Annotated in this window: 19 protein-coding genes; 10 read left to right on the top strand and 9 right to left on the bottom strand. The window is 35.8% G+C overall.

Annotated features, from left to right (window positions below):
* Nucleotides 1-38 precede the first annotated feature (38 nt).
* From ACXYMZ_RS12175 to ACXYMZ_RS12185, 3 genes are all read right to left on the bottom strand, one after another.
* Complete coding sequence (locus tag ACXYMZ_RS12175) at nt 39-1,142, bottom strand: DUF1648 domain-containing protein (protein WP_458948677.1); 1,104 nt, start codon at nt 1,140-1,142, stop codon at nt 39-41.
* Nucleotides 1,135-1,536, bottom strand: coding sequence for a GntR family transcriptional regulator (locus tag ACXYMZ_RS12180; RefSeq protein ID WP_458948697.1), 402 nt, complete (start codon nt 1,534-1,536; stop codon nt 1,135-1,137). Before ACXYMZ_RS12180 ends, ACXYMZ_RS12175 begins: the two co-directional genes overlap by 8 nt.
* A gap of 506 nt (nt 1,537-2,042) precedes the next feature.
* The gene (locus ACXYMZ_RS12185; protein ID WP_458948678.1) at nt 2,043-2,459 is read right to left on the bottom strand and encodes a helix-turn-helix domain-containing protein; all 417 of its coding nucleotides are present in this window, start codon (nt 2,457-2,459) and stop codon (nt 2,043-2,045) included.
* A gap of 140 nt (nt 2,460-2,599) precedes the next feature.
* Between ACXYMZ_RS12185 and ACXYMZ_RS12190 the strand changes: the two genes are divergently transcribed.
* On the top strand, nt 2,600-2,902 hold the full coding sequence (locus ACXYMZ_RS12190) for a hypothetical protein (RefSeq protein WP_458948679.1): 303 nt from the start codon (nt 2,600-2,602) through the stop codon (nt 2,900-2,902).
* 142 nt (nt 2,903-3,044) lie between these two features.
* Here the strand turns inward: ACXYMZ_RS12190 and ACXYMZ_RS12195 are convergent, their stop codons facing one another.
* Complete coding sequence (locus tag ACXYMZ_RS12195) at nt 3,045-3,608, bottom strand: GNAT family N-acetyltransferase (RefSeq protein WP_458948680.1); 564 nt, start codon at nt 3,606-3,608, stop codon at nt 3,045-3,047.
* 445 nt (nt 3,609-4,053) lie between these two features.
* Nucleotides 4,054-4,941: a TIGR01777 family oxidoreductase gene (locus ACXYMZ_RS12200; RefSeq protein ID WP_458948681.1), complete on the bottom strand. Its 888-nt coding sequence runs from the start codon at nt 4,939-4,941 to the stop codon at nt 4,054-4,056.
* A gap of 92 nt (nt 4,942-5,033) precedes the next feature.
* On the opposite strand from ACXYMZ_RS12200, the gene recX reads away from it, so the two are divergent.
* Together recX and ACXYMZ_RS12210 are read left to right on the top strand one after the other, a co-directional pair.
* Complete coding sequence (recX, locus tag ACXYMZ_RS12205; RefSeq protein ID WP_458948682.1) at nt 5,034-5,846, top strand: recombination regulator RecX; 813 nt, start codon at nt 5,034-5,036, stop codon at nt 5,844-5,846.
* Between the two features lie 65 nt (nt 5,847-5,911).
* A complete protein-coding gene (locus tag ACXYMZ_RS12210; RefSeq protein ID WP_458948683.1) occupies nt 5,912-6,253 on the top strand; it encodes a YfhH family protein in 342 nt (113 codons plus the stop codon).
* A gap of 63 nt (nt 6,254-6,316) precedes the next feature.
* Here the strand turns inward: ACXYMZ_RS12210 and ACXYMZ_RS12215 are convergent, their stop codons facing one another.
* Nucleotides 6,317-7,306 carry a metal-dependent hydrolase gene (locus ACXYMZ_RS12215; protein ID WP_458948684.1) on the bottom strand — a complete coding sequence of 330 codons (990 nt, stop codon included), beginning with the start codon at nt 7,304-7,306 and terminating at the stop codon, nt 6,317-6,319.
* Between the two features lie 100 nt (nt 7,307-7,406).
* Here ACXYMZ_RS12215 and mutY point away from each other — a divergent pair, with 100 nt between their 5' ends.
* Both mutY and ACXYMZ_RS12225 read left to right on the top strand, forming a co-directional pair.
* The gene (gene mutY / locus ACXYMZ_RS12220) at nt 7,407-8,477 is read left to right on the top strand and encodes an A/G-specific adenine glycosylase (protein WP_458948685.1); all 1,071 of its coding nucleotides are present in this window, start codon (nt 7,407-7,409) and stop codon (nt 8,475-8,477) included.
* A gap of 92 nt (nt 8,478-8,569) precedes the next feature.
* Entirely contained in the window at nt 8,570-8,740 is a 171-nt protein-coding gene (locus tag ACXYMZ_RS12225; RefSeq protein ID WP_458948686.1) for a gamma-type small acid-soluble spore protein, read from the top strand.
* A 148-nt stretch (nt 8,741-8,888) separates the two neighbouring features.
* Here ACXYMZ_RS12225 and ACXYMZ_RS12230 read toward each other — a convergent pair whose 3' ends face one another.
* Nucleotides 8,889-9,011: a hypothetical protein gene (locus ACXYMZ_RS12230; protein ID WP_458948687.1), complete on the bottom strand. Its 123-nt coding sequence runs from the start codon at nt 9,009-9,011 to the stop codon at nt 8,889-8,891.
* Nucleotides 9,012-9,090: 79 nt separating this feature from the next.
* Here ACXYMZ_RS12230 and ntdP point away from each other — a divergent pair, with 79 nt between their 5' ends.
* Together ntdP and ACXYMZ_RS12240 are read left to right on the top strand one after the other, a co-directional pair.
* A complete protein-coding gene (gene ntdP, locus ACXYMZ_RS12235; protein WP_458948688.1) occupies nt 9,091-9,618 on the top strand; it encodes a nucleoside tri-diphosphate phosphatase in 528 nt (175 codons plus the stop codon).
* Between the two features lie 21 nt (nt 9,619-9,639).
* Entirely contained in the window at nt 9,640-11,385 is a 1,746-nt protein-coding gene (locus ACXYMZ_RS12240) for an ABC transporter ATP-binding protein (protein WP_458948689.1), read from the top strand.
* Between the two features lie 155 nt (nt 11,386-11,540).
* Here the strand turns inward: ACXYMZ_RS12240 and ACXYMZ_RS12245 are convergent, their stop codons facing one another.
* Nucleotides 11,541-12,833, bottom strand: a complete 1,293-nt coding sequence (locus ACXYMZ_RS12245) for a glutamate-1-semialdehyde 2,1-aminomutase (RefSeq protein WP_458948690.1) — start codon at nt 12,831-12,833, stop codon at nt 11,541-11,543.
* A 100-nt stretch (nt 12,834-12,933) separates the two neighbouring features.
* On the opposite strand from ACXYMZ_RS12245, the gene bcp reads away from it, so the two are divergent.
* From bcp to perR, 3 genes are all read left to right on the top strand, one after another.
* Nucleotides 12,934-13,404, top strand: coding sequence for a thioredoxin-dependent thiol peroxidase (bcp, locus tag ACXYMZ_RS12250; protein WP_458948691.1), 471 nt, complete (start codon nt 12,934-12,936; stop codon nt 13,402-13,404).
* A 31-nt stretch (nt 13,405-13,435) separates the two neighbouring features.
* Nucleotides 13,436-14,383 carry a D-2-hydroxyacid dehydrogenase gene (locus tag ACXYMZ_RS12255; protein ID WP_458948692.1) on the top strand — a complete coding sequence of 316 codons (948 nt, stop codon included), beginning with the start codon at nt 13,436-13,438 and terminating at the stop codon, nt 14,381-14,383.
* Nucleotides 14,384-14,566: 183 nt separating this feature from the next.
* Nucleotides 14,567-14,983 carry a peroxide-responsive transcriptional repressor PerR gene (perR, locus tag ACXYMZ_RS12260; RefSeq protein ID WP_458948693.1) on the top strand — a complete coding sequence of 139 codons (417 nt, stop codon included), beginning with the start codon at nt 14,567-14,569 and terminating at the stop codon, nt 14,981-14,983.
* Between the two features lie 71 nt (nt 14,984-15,054).
* Here the strand turns inward: perR and ACXYMZ_RS12265 are convergent, their stop codons facing one another.
* Nucleotides 15,055-15,444 carry a YgzB family protein gene (locus tag ACXYMZ_RS12265; protein ID WP_458948698.1) on the bottom strand — a complete coding sequence of 130 codons (390 nt, stop codon included), beginning with the start codon at nt 15,442-15,444 and terminating at the stop codon, nt 15,055-15,057.
* Between the last annotated feature and the right edge of the window lie 413 nt (nt 15,445-15,857).

The raw sequence follows: 15,857 nt of genomic DNA on the forward strand, positions 1-15,857 counted from the left end.
AATAGATGAAGTATTTACAATATGCTTCAACTGAGCCTCTATGAAAAGACTATTGGGAGCAGGATTGCGCTGCCGATAATTATGATGAAGATGATCCAGGCAAGTGGGCGACCGAGATTGATTGTCCAGCCTACACCGAAACGTTTTTCTAAGAAGAGTGCGGGATCGTTTCTATTAAAGTAGAAGACTCCGAGCTTCCAGTATTTATCTTCATCACGGTTTATCGATTTTCCGTTATGCGTAATTGTTCCGTGCTTTATACGACTGCCACCTTGGCCAGTTGTGATGGAAAGATAGATTGCGCCACCAATCATTAAGAATGTAAAGAGCATGATAACGACCATTAAAAGTGTCGAATCAACGGAATAAAAGAAGGTAAACTGTGCAAATGCTAACATAAAACTAAGTGAAATTCCGCTTAAAATAATATAGAGTGACCATCTTCTTCGAAACAAAGCATTTTGTTTAAGTGATTTTTCAGGATTTTCGCTATCAATCTGTTGTTTTGCTCTAGCGATAACTGTATTTACAAAAATGAATAGTAAAGTCATATATAGAATCATCACAGGTAAGAGTAAAGCAGAACGATAGGATTTATCAGCCCAAGTTGTTACTTCTCCTGAGAAGTTATATTGCATCGGAATTTGATCTGGCAACAAGTGATAGTTATTAAAAGTAAAGAAGATAACAACTAAAGCAAGGAAAAATGAAATAAGAAACCAGAAATTAGAATAGGTTAACTTTTCCTTATGGAAGCTTGTGCTAATAAATAACCGTTCACTTTTTCCGTCTTTCCAATCACTATTCTGTTTTAATTTTTTCATTTTATTATGAAAGAACAAATAGATAAGGAAACTAACTACTAAGAGAACGATTATAATAGAAGAAATTAAGATTCCCATTTCCGAATCACTTGCATTTCTTCCAAACGTAAATAACACAAGATATAGCAGAACAGCTGCAATCGCAGTGTAAATTGCATATTGTTTTCTATATGTTTTTAAAGGCTCTGTATAATAAATACTTTCAGGAATGCTTACTCCGAAGCTTTCTGTTTTTCTTGTCCAATATGGGATAAATATTAAAGGCATTAAAACTGGAATGTAAATGGCGAGCGAAATAAACAAAAAGAGGTTATTCATTGTTTTCACCGGCTTTCTTTAAAATTTTCTCGAAGATATCATCAGTCATTTTAGAAAACTCATCTGGCTGAAGCCCATGACAAATTGCTTCTGCTATTAAAGGTCTTAAAGTATCATGTAATTTTTTCTTGTAAGCTTGGTCAGCTTGTGCGAAACCATCAGGGTTAATAATGACACCGCGATTCCGATGGATTTGAATATAATCTTCTTGCTTTAACTGCTGGTAAACTTTATTTACCGTATGAAGATTAATTCCAATGTCGGAAGCAAGGGCACGAACAGAAGGTAGATCATCTCCAGGCTTCAATTCCTTCCTTGCAATTCCCTCAATAATTTGTTCCTTTAGCTGAATGTAAATAGGTTTATCTGAAGTCATATCAAGCTCAATCAACATATTTCTCACACTCATTTCTTTTTGTGACATCTGTTATAGGTATAGTATAACAGATAGAATTAATAGATGGAAGAAATTTTTATAATAAAGTTTATGTTAAAGCTTAATGTTTTTAAGAGGAATACCACGCTTCGGAAATATAATCCGCTTTCCGCGGGCGGCTGGTGAGCCTCCTCATTCGCAAGCGAATTGCGGGGTCTCACCGTTGCCTTGCTTCGACGGACAGGACGTCCTAATGTCGACGTTGGTCACAGGACGTGACCGGTTTTAGTCGACCCGCGGGAGTCTCCGTATATTTCCGAAGCTTAATCTGGTTCTCTGATTTTTTAATGGATTATATCTCAACAATAATCTTTAACATAGCCAAAATAATAAATTGATAGGGAGTTTTTTCTAATACTTCAACTGTTAAAAAGTGAAGAGTTTATTAACACAGAGGGCGTATCTTCTAAATAAAATAAACTTTAAAAACATCAAAACAAAAAAAGAGAGCAAATTTGCTCTCTCTACATTAGTTCGTATTGGTCGATCATATCTTTTAGTAATTGGTGAATCGATAATTGTTTTTTAATTGAAAGTTCTTTTAGACGATAGATTTGTTGTTTAAAATCAGGGAATTTCATGATGTATTCTACTAATTCAACAGCCTCATCATCAAAGCTCACAGCTTCAGAACGATAAATTCTTTTAAATTCTAGTAAAATATCTTCTTGATATAATTTATTCCCAACAAGATGGTCTAGCGTTACATTAAACACAGAACTTAACTTCATTAAGCTATTAATATCAGGCGTTAGTTGATTATTTTCCCACTTCGTTACTGTGGATCGAGAAATAACGAGCTGATCCGCTAACTTTTGCTGGGTCCAGTTTTTTTGTTCACGAAAGAATTTTATATTATATGCAATTTGTTCAAAGCTCATACATGATCCCACTTTTTTTTAATAAATTAATTGTTATGTCTGTTTATCCTAACATGGTTAAATCACTAAAAAATGCCATATTTGTTCTTATATAGAACATATGTTAAAATGTTCGTAATTAGAACAAAGGGGGTAGGAAAATGGAACTAGGATGTATGATTTTAAGTCATGATACTATAACTCAATTGACGAAAAGTCTTATACTCAGAGCGACTTTTCATGAAGAAATAATTGAGATTGAAGTACTCGATAAAGCAACTACAGTTATTTATTTATGGAATGTGACGAAGGAAAAAGTTTGGCAAGCTACGATGGATTTGAATAGTAAAGATATTAAAACTGTCTATGCATTTGGAAAGTCAAAACATGAAGCATATAAGATTGCTAGCAGTCATCTCATTGGGGAACATTTTCTTAAATTATCCGTTCTAAATGACTATTAAAAACTCCTTCCAAATAAATAAAACCAAAGCAGACATTTATCTATCTGCTTTGGTTTTATAAAACGTATAAGTCTATCTATGCACTAAACGAGTAGTAATGTTATTTGATCATGGATTATCGGCATTCTAACCTGAAATCTTATCAGGAAACTTCTTCACCAGTTGCAGCCGTTGCTGTCTCTGTGTTAGCAAACTGTTGATATGCCATATAATTCTCTTTTGAAATGACGAATAGATCATATACTTCTTCAACAGCATTGATTTTATTATAAACCTGAGGATAGGTTTCATTAGCTAATGCGATATAAGGTAGTTTCAAGACTGCTTTAAGTGAGCGAATATTGGATTTGCGCACCTTCATAAAGATGCCATCAATTTCGTTTGAGAAAAACAGCTCATCAAAAAACGCTTCTTTTGCCAGGCGATTATATCCCTTGCCAAAATATGGTTTGCCAATCCATGTCGCTAAGAATCCATGATTCTCATCGATGTCAAAAAGATTGATCGTACCAATTGGTTGTTGAAATTCATCAACAATCGTTCTAGAGATCAACTCATAATTTTGTTCAGCTTCGATTGTCTGTTTTGTAATAAAATATAATTCATCTAATGTGTCGGCTTTTTGTCTAACATAGGGAAATACTTCTGGATGTGTCATTAATTCATAAAGAACTGGCACCTCATGTAATTCACGCATTTTTAGCATAAAAAAACCCTCCTTTTTCCAGGTGGGTAGTATTTCTACATGCAGAAATCTAGTAAGTTCGCCAAGAAACCTACCCACGAATTTTTATTTAAAGTTACAACAAAAATTCGGGGTGGGAATCGAACCCACTAGAACCAGTATCTTCATACTGGTGGCGCACCATTTGCCTTCCCTATATAATTCCTTATCTTGCAATTAAAACAGACTTCAACTCTTTCAGTACGGAGCAATGGAATATGTTATTCCAATACTTGCGATTTTTGGCAGTTGAGAAAGGATGATTCCTTCCTTGCTGCAGTGGCGAAACCAAGTCATTTATTGTGAAACTTATCGAATAAAAAGGTTTCGAAACATAATTTCTTAACTCATTCTACAACGGAATTATAAAAAAGGGAATCCTTTTTTGAAAAATATTTTATGAAATTATTTTAATGTAATTTTTGCATTATTTTAACTGATTTAACGCTTCTTTTAATTTCGGGAAATCATGTTTAAAACCCTGCTCCAAAGCCTTCTGCGGCAATACATATTGTCCTTCAGTAAGTAGTGTTGCCATCTCTCCAAGTGCTAAGATTAGGAGGGGGGCTGGCGCATGAAACCAGTAAGGTCTTTTGTAAACTTCGGCTAGTGTTTTGTAAAACTCATGATTGCGCTGTGGACGGGGAGCAGTGATATTTACTGGCCCATTCATTTCTTCATTAAACAAACAGAAATCTAACAAGGAAATGGCGTCATTAATATGAATCCAAGAAATCCACTGTTCACCATCACCAACTTTACCCCCGACAAAGAGCTTTACAGGGAGTGCCATCATTGGTAAAGATCCTTCTTTTTTCCCAAGAACAATCCCGAATCTTGTATATACTACGCGAATTCCTAGACTTTCTACTTCACTTGCAGTTTTTTCCCAGTCGACTACAACCTGAGCTAGAAAGTCTTCACCAGGAGTTGTCGTTTTTTCTGTAAAAATAAGTTCCTCAGACATCCCATAATATCCGACTGCAGAACCATTAATAAACACTTTTGGTTTTACACGAAGCTTTTTAACAAGTTGGATAACCTGTTCAGTAACTTTAAGGCGACTTGATAGGATCTTGTCTTTCTTTTCTTCAGACCAATATCCAAAAAGTGATTCGCCCGCCAAGTTAATTACTCCATGAATTTCCGGGAGTTCTTCGGTATTAACTGAATAAGAAATATGGGTTTCAAAGTTGGTATTATTTTCAGCCTTTGGTGAACGAGTCAAAACAAAGACATGGTGACCCTTTTTAATAAGATGTTCTTTTAAATGTCCACCAATAAAACCTGTTCCACCTGTAATAATGAAGTTCATATTATCCCTCCGATTACTTGTATTTTAAATGAATATATCTAGTCTACATCTACATTCTTTCATGTTATGATAGGTAAGAAAGGGGTATGCGTATGAAGAAAATTAGTAAAATCACAACCCAAAAGAAGAATACAAATCGATATAATATCTTCTTTGCTGAAAAAAATAGTGATGCATATGCATTCAGTGTTGATGAAGCAATTCTTATTGAATTTCATCTGAGAAAAGGCCTCGAACTTGATGATAAAACAATCGAAGCGATAAACCAACGCGATAATCTATACAAGTCTTATACCCGAGCTATCCACTATTTAAGCTATCGAATGCGTTCTCGCAAAGAAGTATATGACTATTTAGTGAAAAAAGAAGTGTCACATGAATTTATAGAAGAAATCCTGGAACGTCTAACGAATGAAAAGTTATTAAATGATCATGAGTTTGCAAATATGTTTGTAAGGACGAGAATAAATACTTCAACAAAAGGTCCGAAAATTATTGCGAATGAATTGAGAGAAAAAGGGATAACCCAGACGATTATTGAGGACGTCCTTCTACAATTTACATATGAAATGCAGTTCGATAAAGTGTATAAGCTAATGGATAAAAAATTGAAGCAACCCTCCAAACATTCCTTCAGAAAACGCATCCAGCAGTTACAAATGAGTCTCGTACAAAAGGGATATGCACAAGATGTTATAAAGGAAGTGACAGCTGAGTTTGCTGATACCAAGGATGATAGTGAAGAATGGGAAGCACTTAATTTTCAAGGAGAAAAACTTTTAAAAAAACATTCTGTAAAACTGGAAGGATTCGAGTTACGAAATAAAATTAAAGAAGGACTACATCAGCGCGGCTTTCGTTTTGAACTCATTCAAAAATTTGTTGAGGAACGAGTAAAGCGCTGAATAAATATAATTCCATTTTACCGTAAAAATTGATAAGCTATACATTGGAAGTGAGGGAGACGAAAATGAATTATCGTTATAGTGATTATTCAATAGAACAACTTTACCAAGAAATTGGTGAATTAAAAGAAAAAGCACAGAAAGCAGAGCAACTTGGTAATATTTCTGAAGTACAAGTGAATGAAAGAAAAATGCAGGTTGCGATTTCCTATACAATGAACCCAGGAGATTTTAAGCCTGGTGAAATTTATAATTTGAAAACAGAAGTAGGTTTTCGCTTTAAAATTAATTATGTGAACGGAATCTTTGCTTGGGGCCAGCGCATCAACCTACTTGATGAGCTCTATGAAAAAGAAGAAGCTCTACCAATCGCACTATTAGGAAAAAAAGAGAAACAAGAGAAATAGTATAAATAAAAACTTCGACGTTGGTTAAAGAAGCCAACGTCGAAGTTAATTTTAGATATACATTTAGCTAATAGGGTTGTCGCCAACGAGTAGTTTACGCTGCAACTTATGCTCAGAGAAGATCCAACCCGTGTAAGAGCTTATTATCTCTAAGTCATGACTAATATTCAATACTGCTACAAATGGATAATGATCATTTGAGCGATAACGTAAATCGATTAATCTTATTTCAGTATAATCATCATACTCATTGATTTCCCAACGAAATACTGGTGAGAAATTAAGAAAAGCAGCGATATTTTTATCTGTTTTTGCAACATCAATTATCGGTTGGTTCGGTAGTGGTATCTTTTTGAATTCATCGACAATCTCAATATGACGATTTTCTACTTTACCTACATAAAATCGATCTTCTGTTGTAATTGCCACACGCCAATAGTTTTGCTTTAAGGTTGGCGAGGTCGCGATTTCAATAGTATTAGGGAAATGATCTTTAATTTTATTTACTATTTCTCGTTTATCCAAATAGCGCTTGATGTAGTAAAGGATAATCACGACATAAATAGTAATCCAAGTGTATGCAGGATTTGCTCCTAATGACCATGCAATGATTCCTACTACGTTTAGTGAGAAGATATAGGGATCAAAGGTATTGATAAACCCATGAGCAATCCATTTATTCGAAAATGGCCGAAGTGCTTGTGTTCCGTAAGCATTAAATAGATCAACTGTAACGTGAATGACGACGGCAAGCGCTGTCCACATCCATAAGTGTAAATAGCTCACTTGAGGCACAAAAAGGTATATAAGCCCCGAAACCAACAATCCCCAGAGTATAATCGCTGGAATTGAATGACTCGCTCCTCGGTGGTGGCGTATATATGTTGCATTATTTTTCATTTTAAAAACGGTATCAAAGTCTGGTGCATGTGAACCAACAATTGTCCCAACCAGAACGGCATTAAATAAAACGGGATCACTTTGAACGACTGGGTCAAGTGTTGCTAGACCAGCAAGCGAGATACCCATCACGATATGTGTTCCAGTATCCATCGTATAGGACCTACTTCCTTTAGGTTATTTATTAAGGTGTGTTATTCCATTATATCTTTTTTTGTCTTTATACTAATTGTATCATAAAGAAGGTGTTTACTTGGTCAAAGAGATATTACGAAATTTTAACATAAAAGCTTTTCAAAAAGACTTGGTTTCATGGTATCTTCAGAATAAACGTGATTTACCTTGGCGAAAGAGTCAAGACCCTTATACTGTATGGATATCCGAAATCATGCTTCAGCAAACCAAAGTCGATACTGTTATTCCTTATTTTAATCGATTCGTCGAAAAATATCCAACAACCCATGCTTTGGCAGAAGCAGATGAAGAAGACGTATTAAAGAGCTGGGAAGGGTTAGGCTATTATTCGAGAGCAAGAAATTTACAAACAGCTGTCCGTGAAGTCGTGGAAAAATACGAAGGAAAAGTCCCTTCTGAAAAAGAAGCACTAGGCGAACTTAAAGGTGTTGGTCCTTATACGAGAGGTGCTATCCTTTCCATTGCCTTTAACCAACCAGAACCAGCAGTTGATGGCAATGTTATGCGTGTATTTTCTCGTGTGTTTTTAGTGGATGACGATATTGCAAAAGCAAGGACGAGAACACATTTTGAAACGCTTGTCCGTGAAGTGATATCAGAAGAAAATCCATCTGCTTTCAATCAAGGGATTATGGATTTAGGTGCAACAATTTGCACACCTAAGTCCCCAGCTTGTCTACTATGTCCTGTACAAGAGTATTGCCGTGCATATGCAATAGGTGCTGAAAATGAGTTACCGGTCAAAACAAAAGCCAAGAAGCAAAAACAAATCGCTTACGCCGCTGTTCTTATAAAAAATAAGGAAGGGAAATACCTTATAGAAAAAAGACCGGAGACAGGTTTATTGGCAAATCTCTATCAATTTCCGATGGTACCTTTAGAAAACATAACTCCAGAAAAATTAGAGCTATGGTTCGACGAAAAGTATGATCTTAAGATAAAGGTTAACGAGCAACGTGGCCAATTAAAGCATGTATTTAGCCATCTTATATGGCAAATTAAAGTTTATACAGCAGAAGCTAAAGAAGGTACTGTCGAAAGTTCAGAGTTATTATTTGTCGATCGACCTGAAATTGATGCATTGCCATTTCCAGTACCGCATTTGAAAATGATGGAATATCTCGAGTAGTGTTGTTGTATTAGAATCTGTAGCTAATCATAAATTTACTCCGTATAGGATTTTCGAAAATGGATAAATTAATGACTACGGAGGTGATACAGATGACGAATCAACAAAATAAATCAAAAGCAGGTACTAACATTGAACAGGTGAGAAAGCAAAACCAAAAGGCAGCCCAAGGTCAGGGTCAATATGGTACTGAGTTTGCTTCAGAGACAAATGCTCAAGAAGTTAAACGTCAAAACCAAAAATCACAACAAAATAAGAAATAATGAATATAATGAACCAACAAGAAAAGAGCTTCTATTTAAATAGGAGCTCTTTTCTTGTTGGTTGAAAGTTGGGAAATTGTACGTTGCTAAACGGGCACTTCAGCTTTTGTTATTGCGTCTAGCTTCAGTGCCCAGCAACTATCAAACTTCACACTTCTCCAATCAATAAGTCAACATCAACTCTCTTCGTTCGTTGTGTTTCCTTTATTTCATTGCGAAGCGCTCCAGTTTGTTCGTTGCTAAACGGGCACTTACGCTTTTGTTGTTGCATTTAACTTTTATTTTGGGTGGGGTACCTTTATAATGAATGAAATAGAATTGGGAATGGATTATAAAGGAAGGTAGATTGTATGCTGACGCCAGATCCTGGAATGAAAATAGAGATACAAAGTTATAAACATAATGGAAGTTTACACCGGGTCTGGGAAAGTACACTGGTTTTAAAGGGTACAGAAACGGTGATAATCGGTGGAAATGATCGTACGACGGTTACAGAAAGTGATGGAAGAATGTGGGTGACAAGAGAGCCAGCGATATGTTATTTTCACTCGAAATATTGGTTTAACATAATTGGTATGGTGAGAGATGATGGGATTCATTACTACTGTAATATTGGATCGCCATTTGTATTTGATGAAGAAGCACTGAAATACATTGATTATGATTTAGATGTTAGAGTTTTTCCAGATATGACTTATAAGATTTTAGATGAAGATGAATATGAACAACATAAGGAGGAAATGAATTATCCTCATGTGGTTGATAGAATTCTCCATCAAAATTTGAACAATCTTCTACGATGGATATATCAACGAGAAGGCCCATTTGCACCAGATTTTATAGATAATTGGTATGAGCGCTATTTAACATACCGTTAATGATTGTAGAGGTAGATTTTAATGAGCAGTATTAAACAGTATATGAAATTTGTTTGGCCCTATAAATGGAAAATATTCATTACCATTTTCGTAGGTATTTTTAAATTTGGAATACCTTTATTAATACCTTTAATTTTAAAGTATGTTTTAGATGATATTATTGGTGTAGAAACAATGACTAGAGATGAAAAGATCAGTGAGCTTTTCTGGTTAATGGGCATTACTTTAATCGTCTTTCTAGTTATTCGACCACCAGTTGAATATGCACGCCAGTATCTTGCGCAATGGGTTGGAAATACGATTCTTTTCGACATCAGAGACAAGCTCTTTTCCCATCTACAACGACTGAGTTTAAAGTATTATTCTAAAACAAAAACGGGAGAAGTTATTTCCCGGGTAATAAATGATGTCGAACAAACGAAGAATTTCGTAATAACTGGTCTTATGAACGTATGGTTAGATTTAATCACGATACTCATAGCGATTGGAATAATGCTATCGATGGACGTACCATTAACATTAGTTGCTATTGCACTATTTCCATTCTTTGGATTTGCGATTAAGTATTTTTACAGTCGATTGCGAGAATTAACTCGAGAACGCTCGCAAAAGCTTGCCGAAGTACAAGGGCACTTACATGAAAGAATTCAAGGAGTGCCAGTAACGAGAAGTTTCGCTTTAGAAGAGTATGAACAAGAACAATTTGATGTTCGTAACACTAAGTTTCTAGACAAAGCAATTGAGCATACAGACTGGAACGCAAAAACATTTGCTGTAACGAATACGATCACAGACCTTGCACCGCTACTCGTCATCGGCTTTGCTGCATATCAAGTCATTAATTTAGATACAACATTAGGTACAATGATGGCTTTTGTCGGATTTATGGAAAGAGTTTATAGTCCGCTACGTCGTTTAGTCAACTCATCTACGGTCTTGGTACAATCAGTTGCTTCTATTGATCGTGTATTCGAGTTATTTAATGAAGAATATGATATTAAAGACAAAAAAGATGCCAAAGATCTAGACCGTGTACATGGAAATGTCGAGTTTGATAACATATCATTTTCCTATGATGACGATGAACTAGAAGTTTTAAAAAATGTGAACCTTTCTGTTAATAAAGGTGAAACAGTAGCTTTTGTTGGGATGAGTGGTGGGGGTAAATCAACTTTAATAAGTTTACTTCCACGATTTTATGATGTAACAAGTGGAGCAATTCGTGTTGACGGTATTGATATTCGTGATGTTAAAGCACGCTCGCTAAGAGATAATATAGGGATGGTTTTACAAGATAATATATTATTTAGTGAATCAATAGCAATGAACATCCGTATGGGAAATCCATACGCAACAGACGAAGAGGTTATTGAAGCTGCAAAAGCTGCCAATGCTCATGATTTTATTATCGGTCTTCCACATGGTTACGATACACTTGTCGGTGAAAGAGGAGTTAAATTATCGGGTGGTCAGAAGCAAAGAGTGGCAATCGCTCGTGTATTCTTAAAGAACCCACCGATTCTCATTTTTGATGAAGCTACTTCTGCACTTGACCTTGAAAGTGAATTTCTCATTCAAGAAACAATGGAAAAGCTTGCTGCAGATAGAACGACATTCATTGTCGCTCACCGCTTAGCGACAATCACACATGCAGATACAATTGTAGTTATTGAAAATGGAGAAATTGTTGAAAAAGGATCGCATGCAGAATTAATGAAAAGAAAAGGTAGCTATTACGACCTTTATGAAATACAAAATCTTGATTAGATACTAAGAAAAAGGAGGATTCTCAGATGAGAGTCCTCCTTTATTGTTGAGATACTGATATATGTTGCGAAATCCTGATATGGACACATCATATCCTGATACTGTCACAATTTATCCTGATATCGCCACACAATATCCTGATATTCACAATTAACTTACTTACTCATTTCGGAAAATGCGTGATCCACAGCTTCAATCGTCTCATCGATATCTGCTTCTGTATGCTCTGTTGTTAAAAACCATGCTTCGTATTTTGATGGAGCTAGATTAATCCCTTGATGGAGCATGAGCTTAAAGAATTTAGCGAAGGCCTCACTATCTGTCGCTTCTGCTTGATCATAATTCGTAATTTCTTCTTTTCCAAAAAAGAGAGCAAGAGCACCACGAACACGGTTTACTGTAATTTCCATCCCATATTTTTGAGCCTTATCTAGAATACCTTTTTCAAGTTTCGCTCCAAGCATTTCTAGCTTTTCATAGACACCTTCACCTTGTAAAACTTCTAAACAAGCAATTCCTGCAGCCATAGATGCTGGATTTCCAGACATTGTTCCAGCTTGATAAGCAGGTCCGAGTGGTGCTACTTGTTCCATAATATCGACACGTCCACCATATGCTCCGATTGGAAGTCCGCCACCAATAATTTTACCCATTGCAGTTAAGTCAGGTTCTACACCATAAACTTGTTGTGCGCTCCCATAGGTAAAACGAAATGCGGAAATAACTTCATCATAAATAACAAGTGCTCCAATTTCATGAGCCATATCATTAATTCCTTGTAAAAATCCATCATGAGGCTCGACGATTCCGAAGTTACCAACAATAGGTTCAACTATTACTGCTGCAACATCATCTTTCCATTTATCTAAAGCTGCTTTCAAACTTGGTAAATCATTAAATGGAACGGTAATAACATCAGCTGCAGTTGATGCAGGTACACCAGCTGAATCTGGAGTTCCGAGAGTTGCAGGACCTGAACCAGCCTCAACGAGTACGGCATCAAAGTGCCCGTGATAACATCCGGCAAATTTTATAACTTTATTACGTCCTGTATATGCACGAGCAACACGAATCGTTGTCATAACAGCTTCTGTACCAGAACTATTAAAACGAACCTTCTCTAATGAAGGGATTGCTTCTTTTAGCATCTTCGCGAATTTATTTTCCAAGACTGTTGGCGTGCCATATAATACACCCTTCTCAGCAGCTGACTGTATCGCTTTTGTTATATGAGGATGTGCATGCCCTGTAATAATTGGACCATAAGCAGCTAAGTAATCAATATACTTATTTCCATCGACATCGTAGAAATATGCTCCTTCACCACGTTCCATATAAACTGGAGCTCCACCACCAACTGCTTTATAAGAACGAGAAGGGGAGTTAACGCCCCCAACAATATGTTCTTGCGCTTCTTTATGTAAGCTTTCAGATTTCGTAAAATTCATTTGACATCCTCCTTGGTAATCTTAAATATAACTATATCAAAAATGAAGCTAAAAGTTCACTATGGTATAGTTGAATTATTAGTAAAATGGAGGGATTCTCATGACAGTTGAAATTGGCAAAGAAGTAAAAGACTTCACTTTACCTAATCAGGCAGGTGAAAAAATTAGTTTGAGTGATTATAAAGGAAAGTATGTTGTACTCTATTTTTATCCAAAAGATATGACACCAGGCTGTACAACACAGGCTTGTGATTTCCGTGACAATCATCAGAAATTTACAGATATAGATGCTGTAATCTTAGGTGTAAGCTCAGATCCAGTGGAAAGACACCAGAAATTTATTGATAAACATGATTTACCTTTTGAATTATTAGCAGATGGGGACCATAAACTAGCAGAAGAATTTGACGTCTGGAAATTGAAGAAAAACTTTGGTAAAGAATATTTTGGTATCGAGCGCTCTACTTTTATTATTGATAAAGAAGGAAAGCTTATGAAAGAATTTCGCAAAGTCCGCGTGAAAGGACATGTGGAAGAAGCATTAGAGTTCCTACAAGAAGAAACAAAGTAATAGGATATGATTTAATGAAGGGGGCAGGGGAATGATCGTTTTTTCAGCAAAAATCTCAACCAAGCATCGAGAAAAGCTTGTGAAAGATTTTCCGAATAGTAAATTCGTATTCTGTGACAGACCTGAGGAGGCAACGAAGTACTTAGCTGATGCAGAAGTATTTGTTACCTATGGCAATGACATCGATGAGGGGCTAGTCGAAGCAGGGGAGAAGTTAAAATGGATTGCTTGTCTATCTGCTGGGGTAGATAGGTTTCCCTTTAAGGCGATAAAGGAAAAGGGTATTATCGTAACTAATGTGAGAGGCATCCATAAAATTCAAATGGCAGAATACGCGATATCTATGCTACTTCAAGTTTATCGCAATGCAAAAACCATAATTGAAAATGAAAAAAATACAGTATGGGATAATAGAATTAAAGTTCAGGAAATCACTGGAAAAACAATGGTGATTCTAGGTACAGGAGCAATTGGTGGGGAGACAGCTAGACTTGCAAAGGCTTTTCGTATGAAAACAATTGGCGTTTCAAGAAGTGGCAAAGAAGTCGAGTATTTTGACGAAGTCCACCAAACTTCAGAATTAAGAGAAGTGCTTCCTAAAGCAGATTTTGTTATTTCTGTTCTTCCAAGTACAAAAGCGACAGAACGCTTGCTGACGTATGAGGATTTTCACGTAATGAATTCTTCTGCAGTTTTCCTTAATATGGGTCGTGGCTCTGTACTAGTAGAAGCAGATTTATTACGTGCGATCCAAGAAGAAAAAATTGCTCATGCAGTATTAGACGTATTTGACGAAGAACCACTTCCTAAAGAACATCCATTTTGGAAAGAAGAGAATATAACGATAACACCCCATATATCAGGTTTATCGCCTGCTTATGTTGTCCGAGCTTTAGATATATTTAAACAAAACCTTCAAGCCTTCGAACAGAACAAAGCGGATATGATAAATACTGTGAATTTGGACGAGGGGTATTAAAAGCGGTTGAGAACTGCGACTGATTATTGGTGGATTTTATCATAACCAAGCTACTTATATTGACATAACAATATATAGTAAGTAAACTAATTATAAAGATTATAATTTAATAATGTTGCTTATAAGCAATGTTTACTGAAAGTGAGGTTGTTGAAGGTGTCCGAAAAAAGATTACGTGACGCTATGGAAACATTAAAGGAATCAGGCGTCCGAATTACACCACAACGTCATGCAGTTCTAGAATATTTATTAAATTCTATGGTTCACCCAACAGCTGATGAAATATATAAAGCTTTAGAAGGTAAATTTCCTAATATGAGTGTTGCAACAGTATATAATAACTTAAGAGTACTACGTGAAATTGGTCTTGTTAGAGAGTTAACCTATGGTGACTCATCAAGCCGATTTGATTGTAACACAACTGAGCATTACCATATTATATGTCAGAAATGCGAGAAGATCGTTGACTTCCATTATCCTTCATTAGAAGAAGTGGAGTCACTGGCAGAACAAGTAGCAGGCTTCGATATAAGTCATCATCGTTTAGAATTGTATGGTACGTGTGAAGAGTGTCAAGAAGTTCAAGCAGGCAAACACTAAAGAAAAAACCCCGAAGTGATAAATTTATCGCTTCGGGGTTTTTTAATAGTTTCATTGTATTAAAGATGAAATTACTTATCGATCTCTTGCTCTTCTGCTGATTTTGCATATTTACGTTTGTTATATTTTTCATCAAATTCTTTACCCTCAAGATTTTCATCCAAAGTTAAAGGTTGTCTACAATGCATACAAGCATCTACGCGTCCTAACATCTTAGTTGGCTTTTCGCAGCTTGGACAAACAATCGGCACAGCTCGTAAAGACAATGTTCCTATCCATACATAAACAACTACGCTTAGTAAAATCATCAATAATCCTAAAACGAAGAAGGCGAGCATTACCCACTCAGAAGTTCTGAACAATAAACCAACATACATAAGTAGAATGCCGCCAAAAATTAAGATAAGTGCTAAGGAACGAACTTTATTTATTTTGTTTGAGTACATTAATTGAGCCATTATATATTTATTTCCTCCCTTACTTTACAATAGTAGTATAGCATACATGAAGGAAAAGATAGAAACCGAATGGACTATTAATATGAAACAATTTCGTCCATATAATAGAAGGGAACTTTTCTAGTAAAATAAGCTTAAAGTTTTTGTTGACAATATCTTTGGCGCGTGGTAAATTTATATCTGTCGCCAAAATCATTAAATTGATTTACCGACAATTATTAAAAAATATAGTTGACACATCATTGAGATGTATGTTATATTATAAAAGTCGCCGCTAAAAAGCGCGACAAACAATTTGCTCTTTGAAAACTGAACAAAACAACCAGTATGTTAAGCAGAATCACAATTGTGAGGACGCGAAAACGTTTTAATAAGAGAACCCCGTTTTCTTATCTAAAACAACTCTGTAGGAATGC

The sequence above is a fragment of the Oceanobacillus sp. CAU 1775 genome, from assembly GCF_054482815.1.

What these genes read in the sequence shown, in the direction of transcription:
- ACXYMZ_RS12185 (WP_458948678.1), bottom strand. Translation starts at nt 2,459, where the DNA reads ATGAGCTTTGAACAAATTGCATATAATATAAAATTCTTTCGTGAACAA.
- bcp (WP_458948691.1), top strand. Translation starts at nt 12,934, where the DNA reads ATGACAGTTGAAATTGGCAAAGAAGTAAAAGACTTCACTTTACCTAAT.
- ACXYMZ_RS12255 (WP_458948692.1), top strand. Translation starts at nt 13,436, where the DNA reads ATGATCGTTTTTTCAGCAAAAATCTCAACCAAGCATCGAGAAAAGCTT.
- ACXYMZ_RS12225 (WP_458948686.1), top strand. Translation starts at nt 8,570, where the DNA reads ATGACGAATCAACAAAATAAATCAAAAGCAGGTACTAACATTGAACAG.
- ACXYMZ_RS12200 (WP_458948681.1), bottom strand. Translation starts at nt 4,941, where the DNA reads ATGAACTTCATTATTACAGGTGGAACAGGTTTTATTGGTGGACATTTA.
- ACXYMZ_RS12190 (WP_458948679.1), top strand. Translation starts at nt 2,600, where the DNA reads ATGGAACTAGGATGTATGATTTTAAGTCATGATACTATAACTCAATTG.
- ACXYMZ_RS12175 (WP_458948677.1), bottom strand. Translation starts at nt 1,142, where the DNA reads ATGAATAACCTCTTTTTGTTTATTTCGCTCGCCATTTACATTCCAGTT.
- ACXYMZ_RS12240 (WP_458948689.1), top strand. Translation starts at nt 9,640, where the DNA reads ATGAGCAGTATTAAACAGTATATGAAATTTGTTTGGCCCTATAAATGG.
- ACXYMZ_RS12230 (WP_458948687.1), bottom strand. Translation starts at nt 9,011, where the DNA reads ATGCAACAACAAAAGCGTAAGTGCCCGTTTAGCAACGAACAAACTGGA.
- ACXYMZ_RS12215 (WP_458948684.1), bottom strand. Translation starts at nt 7,306, where the DNA reads ATGGATACTGGAACACATATCGTGATGGGTATCTCGCTTGCTGGTCTA.
- ACXYMZ_RS12195 (WP_458948680.1), bottom strand. Translation starts at nt 3,608, where the DNA reads ATGCTAAAAATGCGTGAATTACATGAGGTGCCAGTTCTTTATGAATTA.
- ntdP (WP_458948688.1), top strand. Translation starts at nt 9,091, where the DNA reads ATGCTGACGCCAGATCCTGGAATGAAAATAGAGATACAAAGTTATAAA.
- ACXYMZ_RS12180 (WP_458948697.1), bottom strand. Translation starts at nt 1,536, where the DNA reads ATGTTGATTGAGCTTGATATGACTTCAGATAAACCTATTTACATTCAG.
- recX (WP_458948682.1), top strand. Translation starts at nt 5,034, where the DNA reads ATGAAGAAAATTAGTAAAATCACAACCCAAAAGAAGAATACAAATCGA.
- perR (WP_458948693.1), top strand. Translation starts at nt 14,567, where the DNA reads ATGGAAACATTAAAGGAATCAGGCGTCCGAATTACACCACAACGTCAT.
- ACXYMZ_RS12245 (WP_458948690.1), bottom strand. Translation starts at nt 12,833, where the DNA reads ATGAATTTTACGAAATCTGAAAGCTTACATAAAGAAGCGCAAGAACAT.
- ACXYMZ_RS12210 (WP_458948683.1), top strand. Translation starts at nt 5,912, where the DNA reads ATGAATTATCGTTATAGTGATTATTCAATAGAACAACTTTACCAAGAA.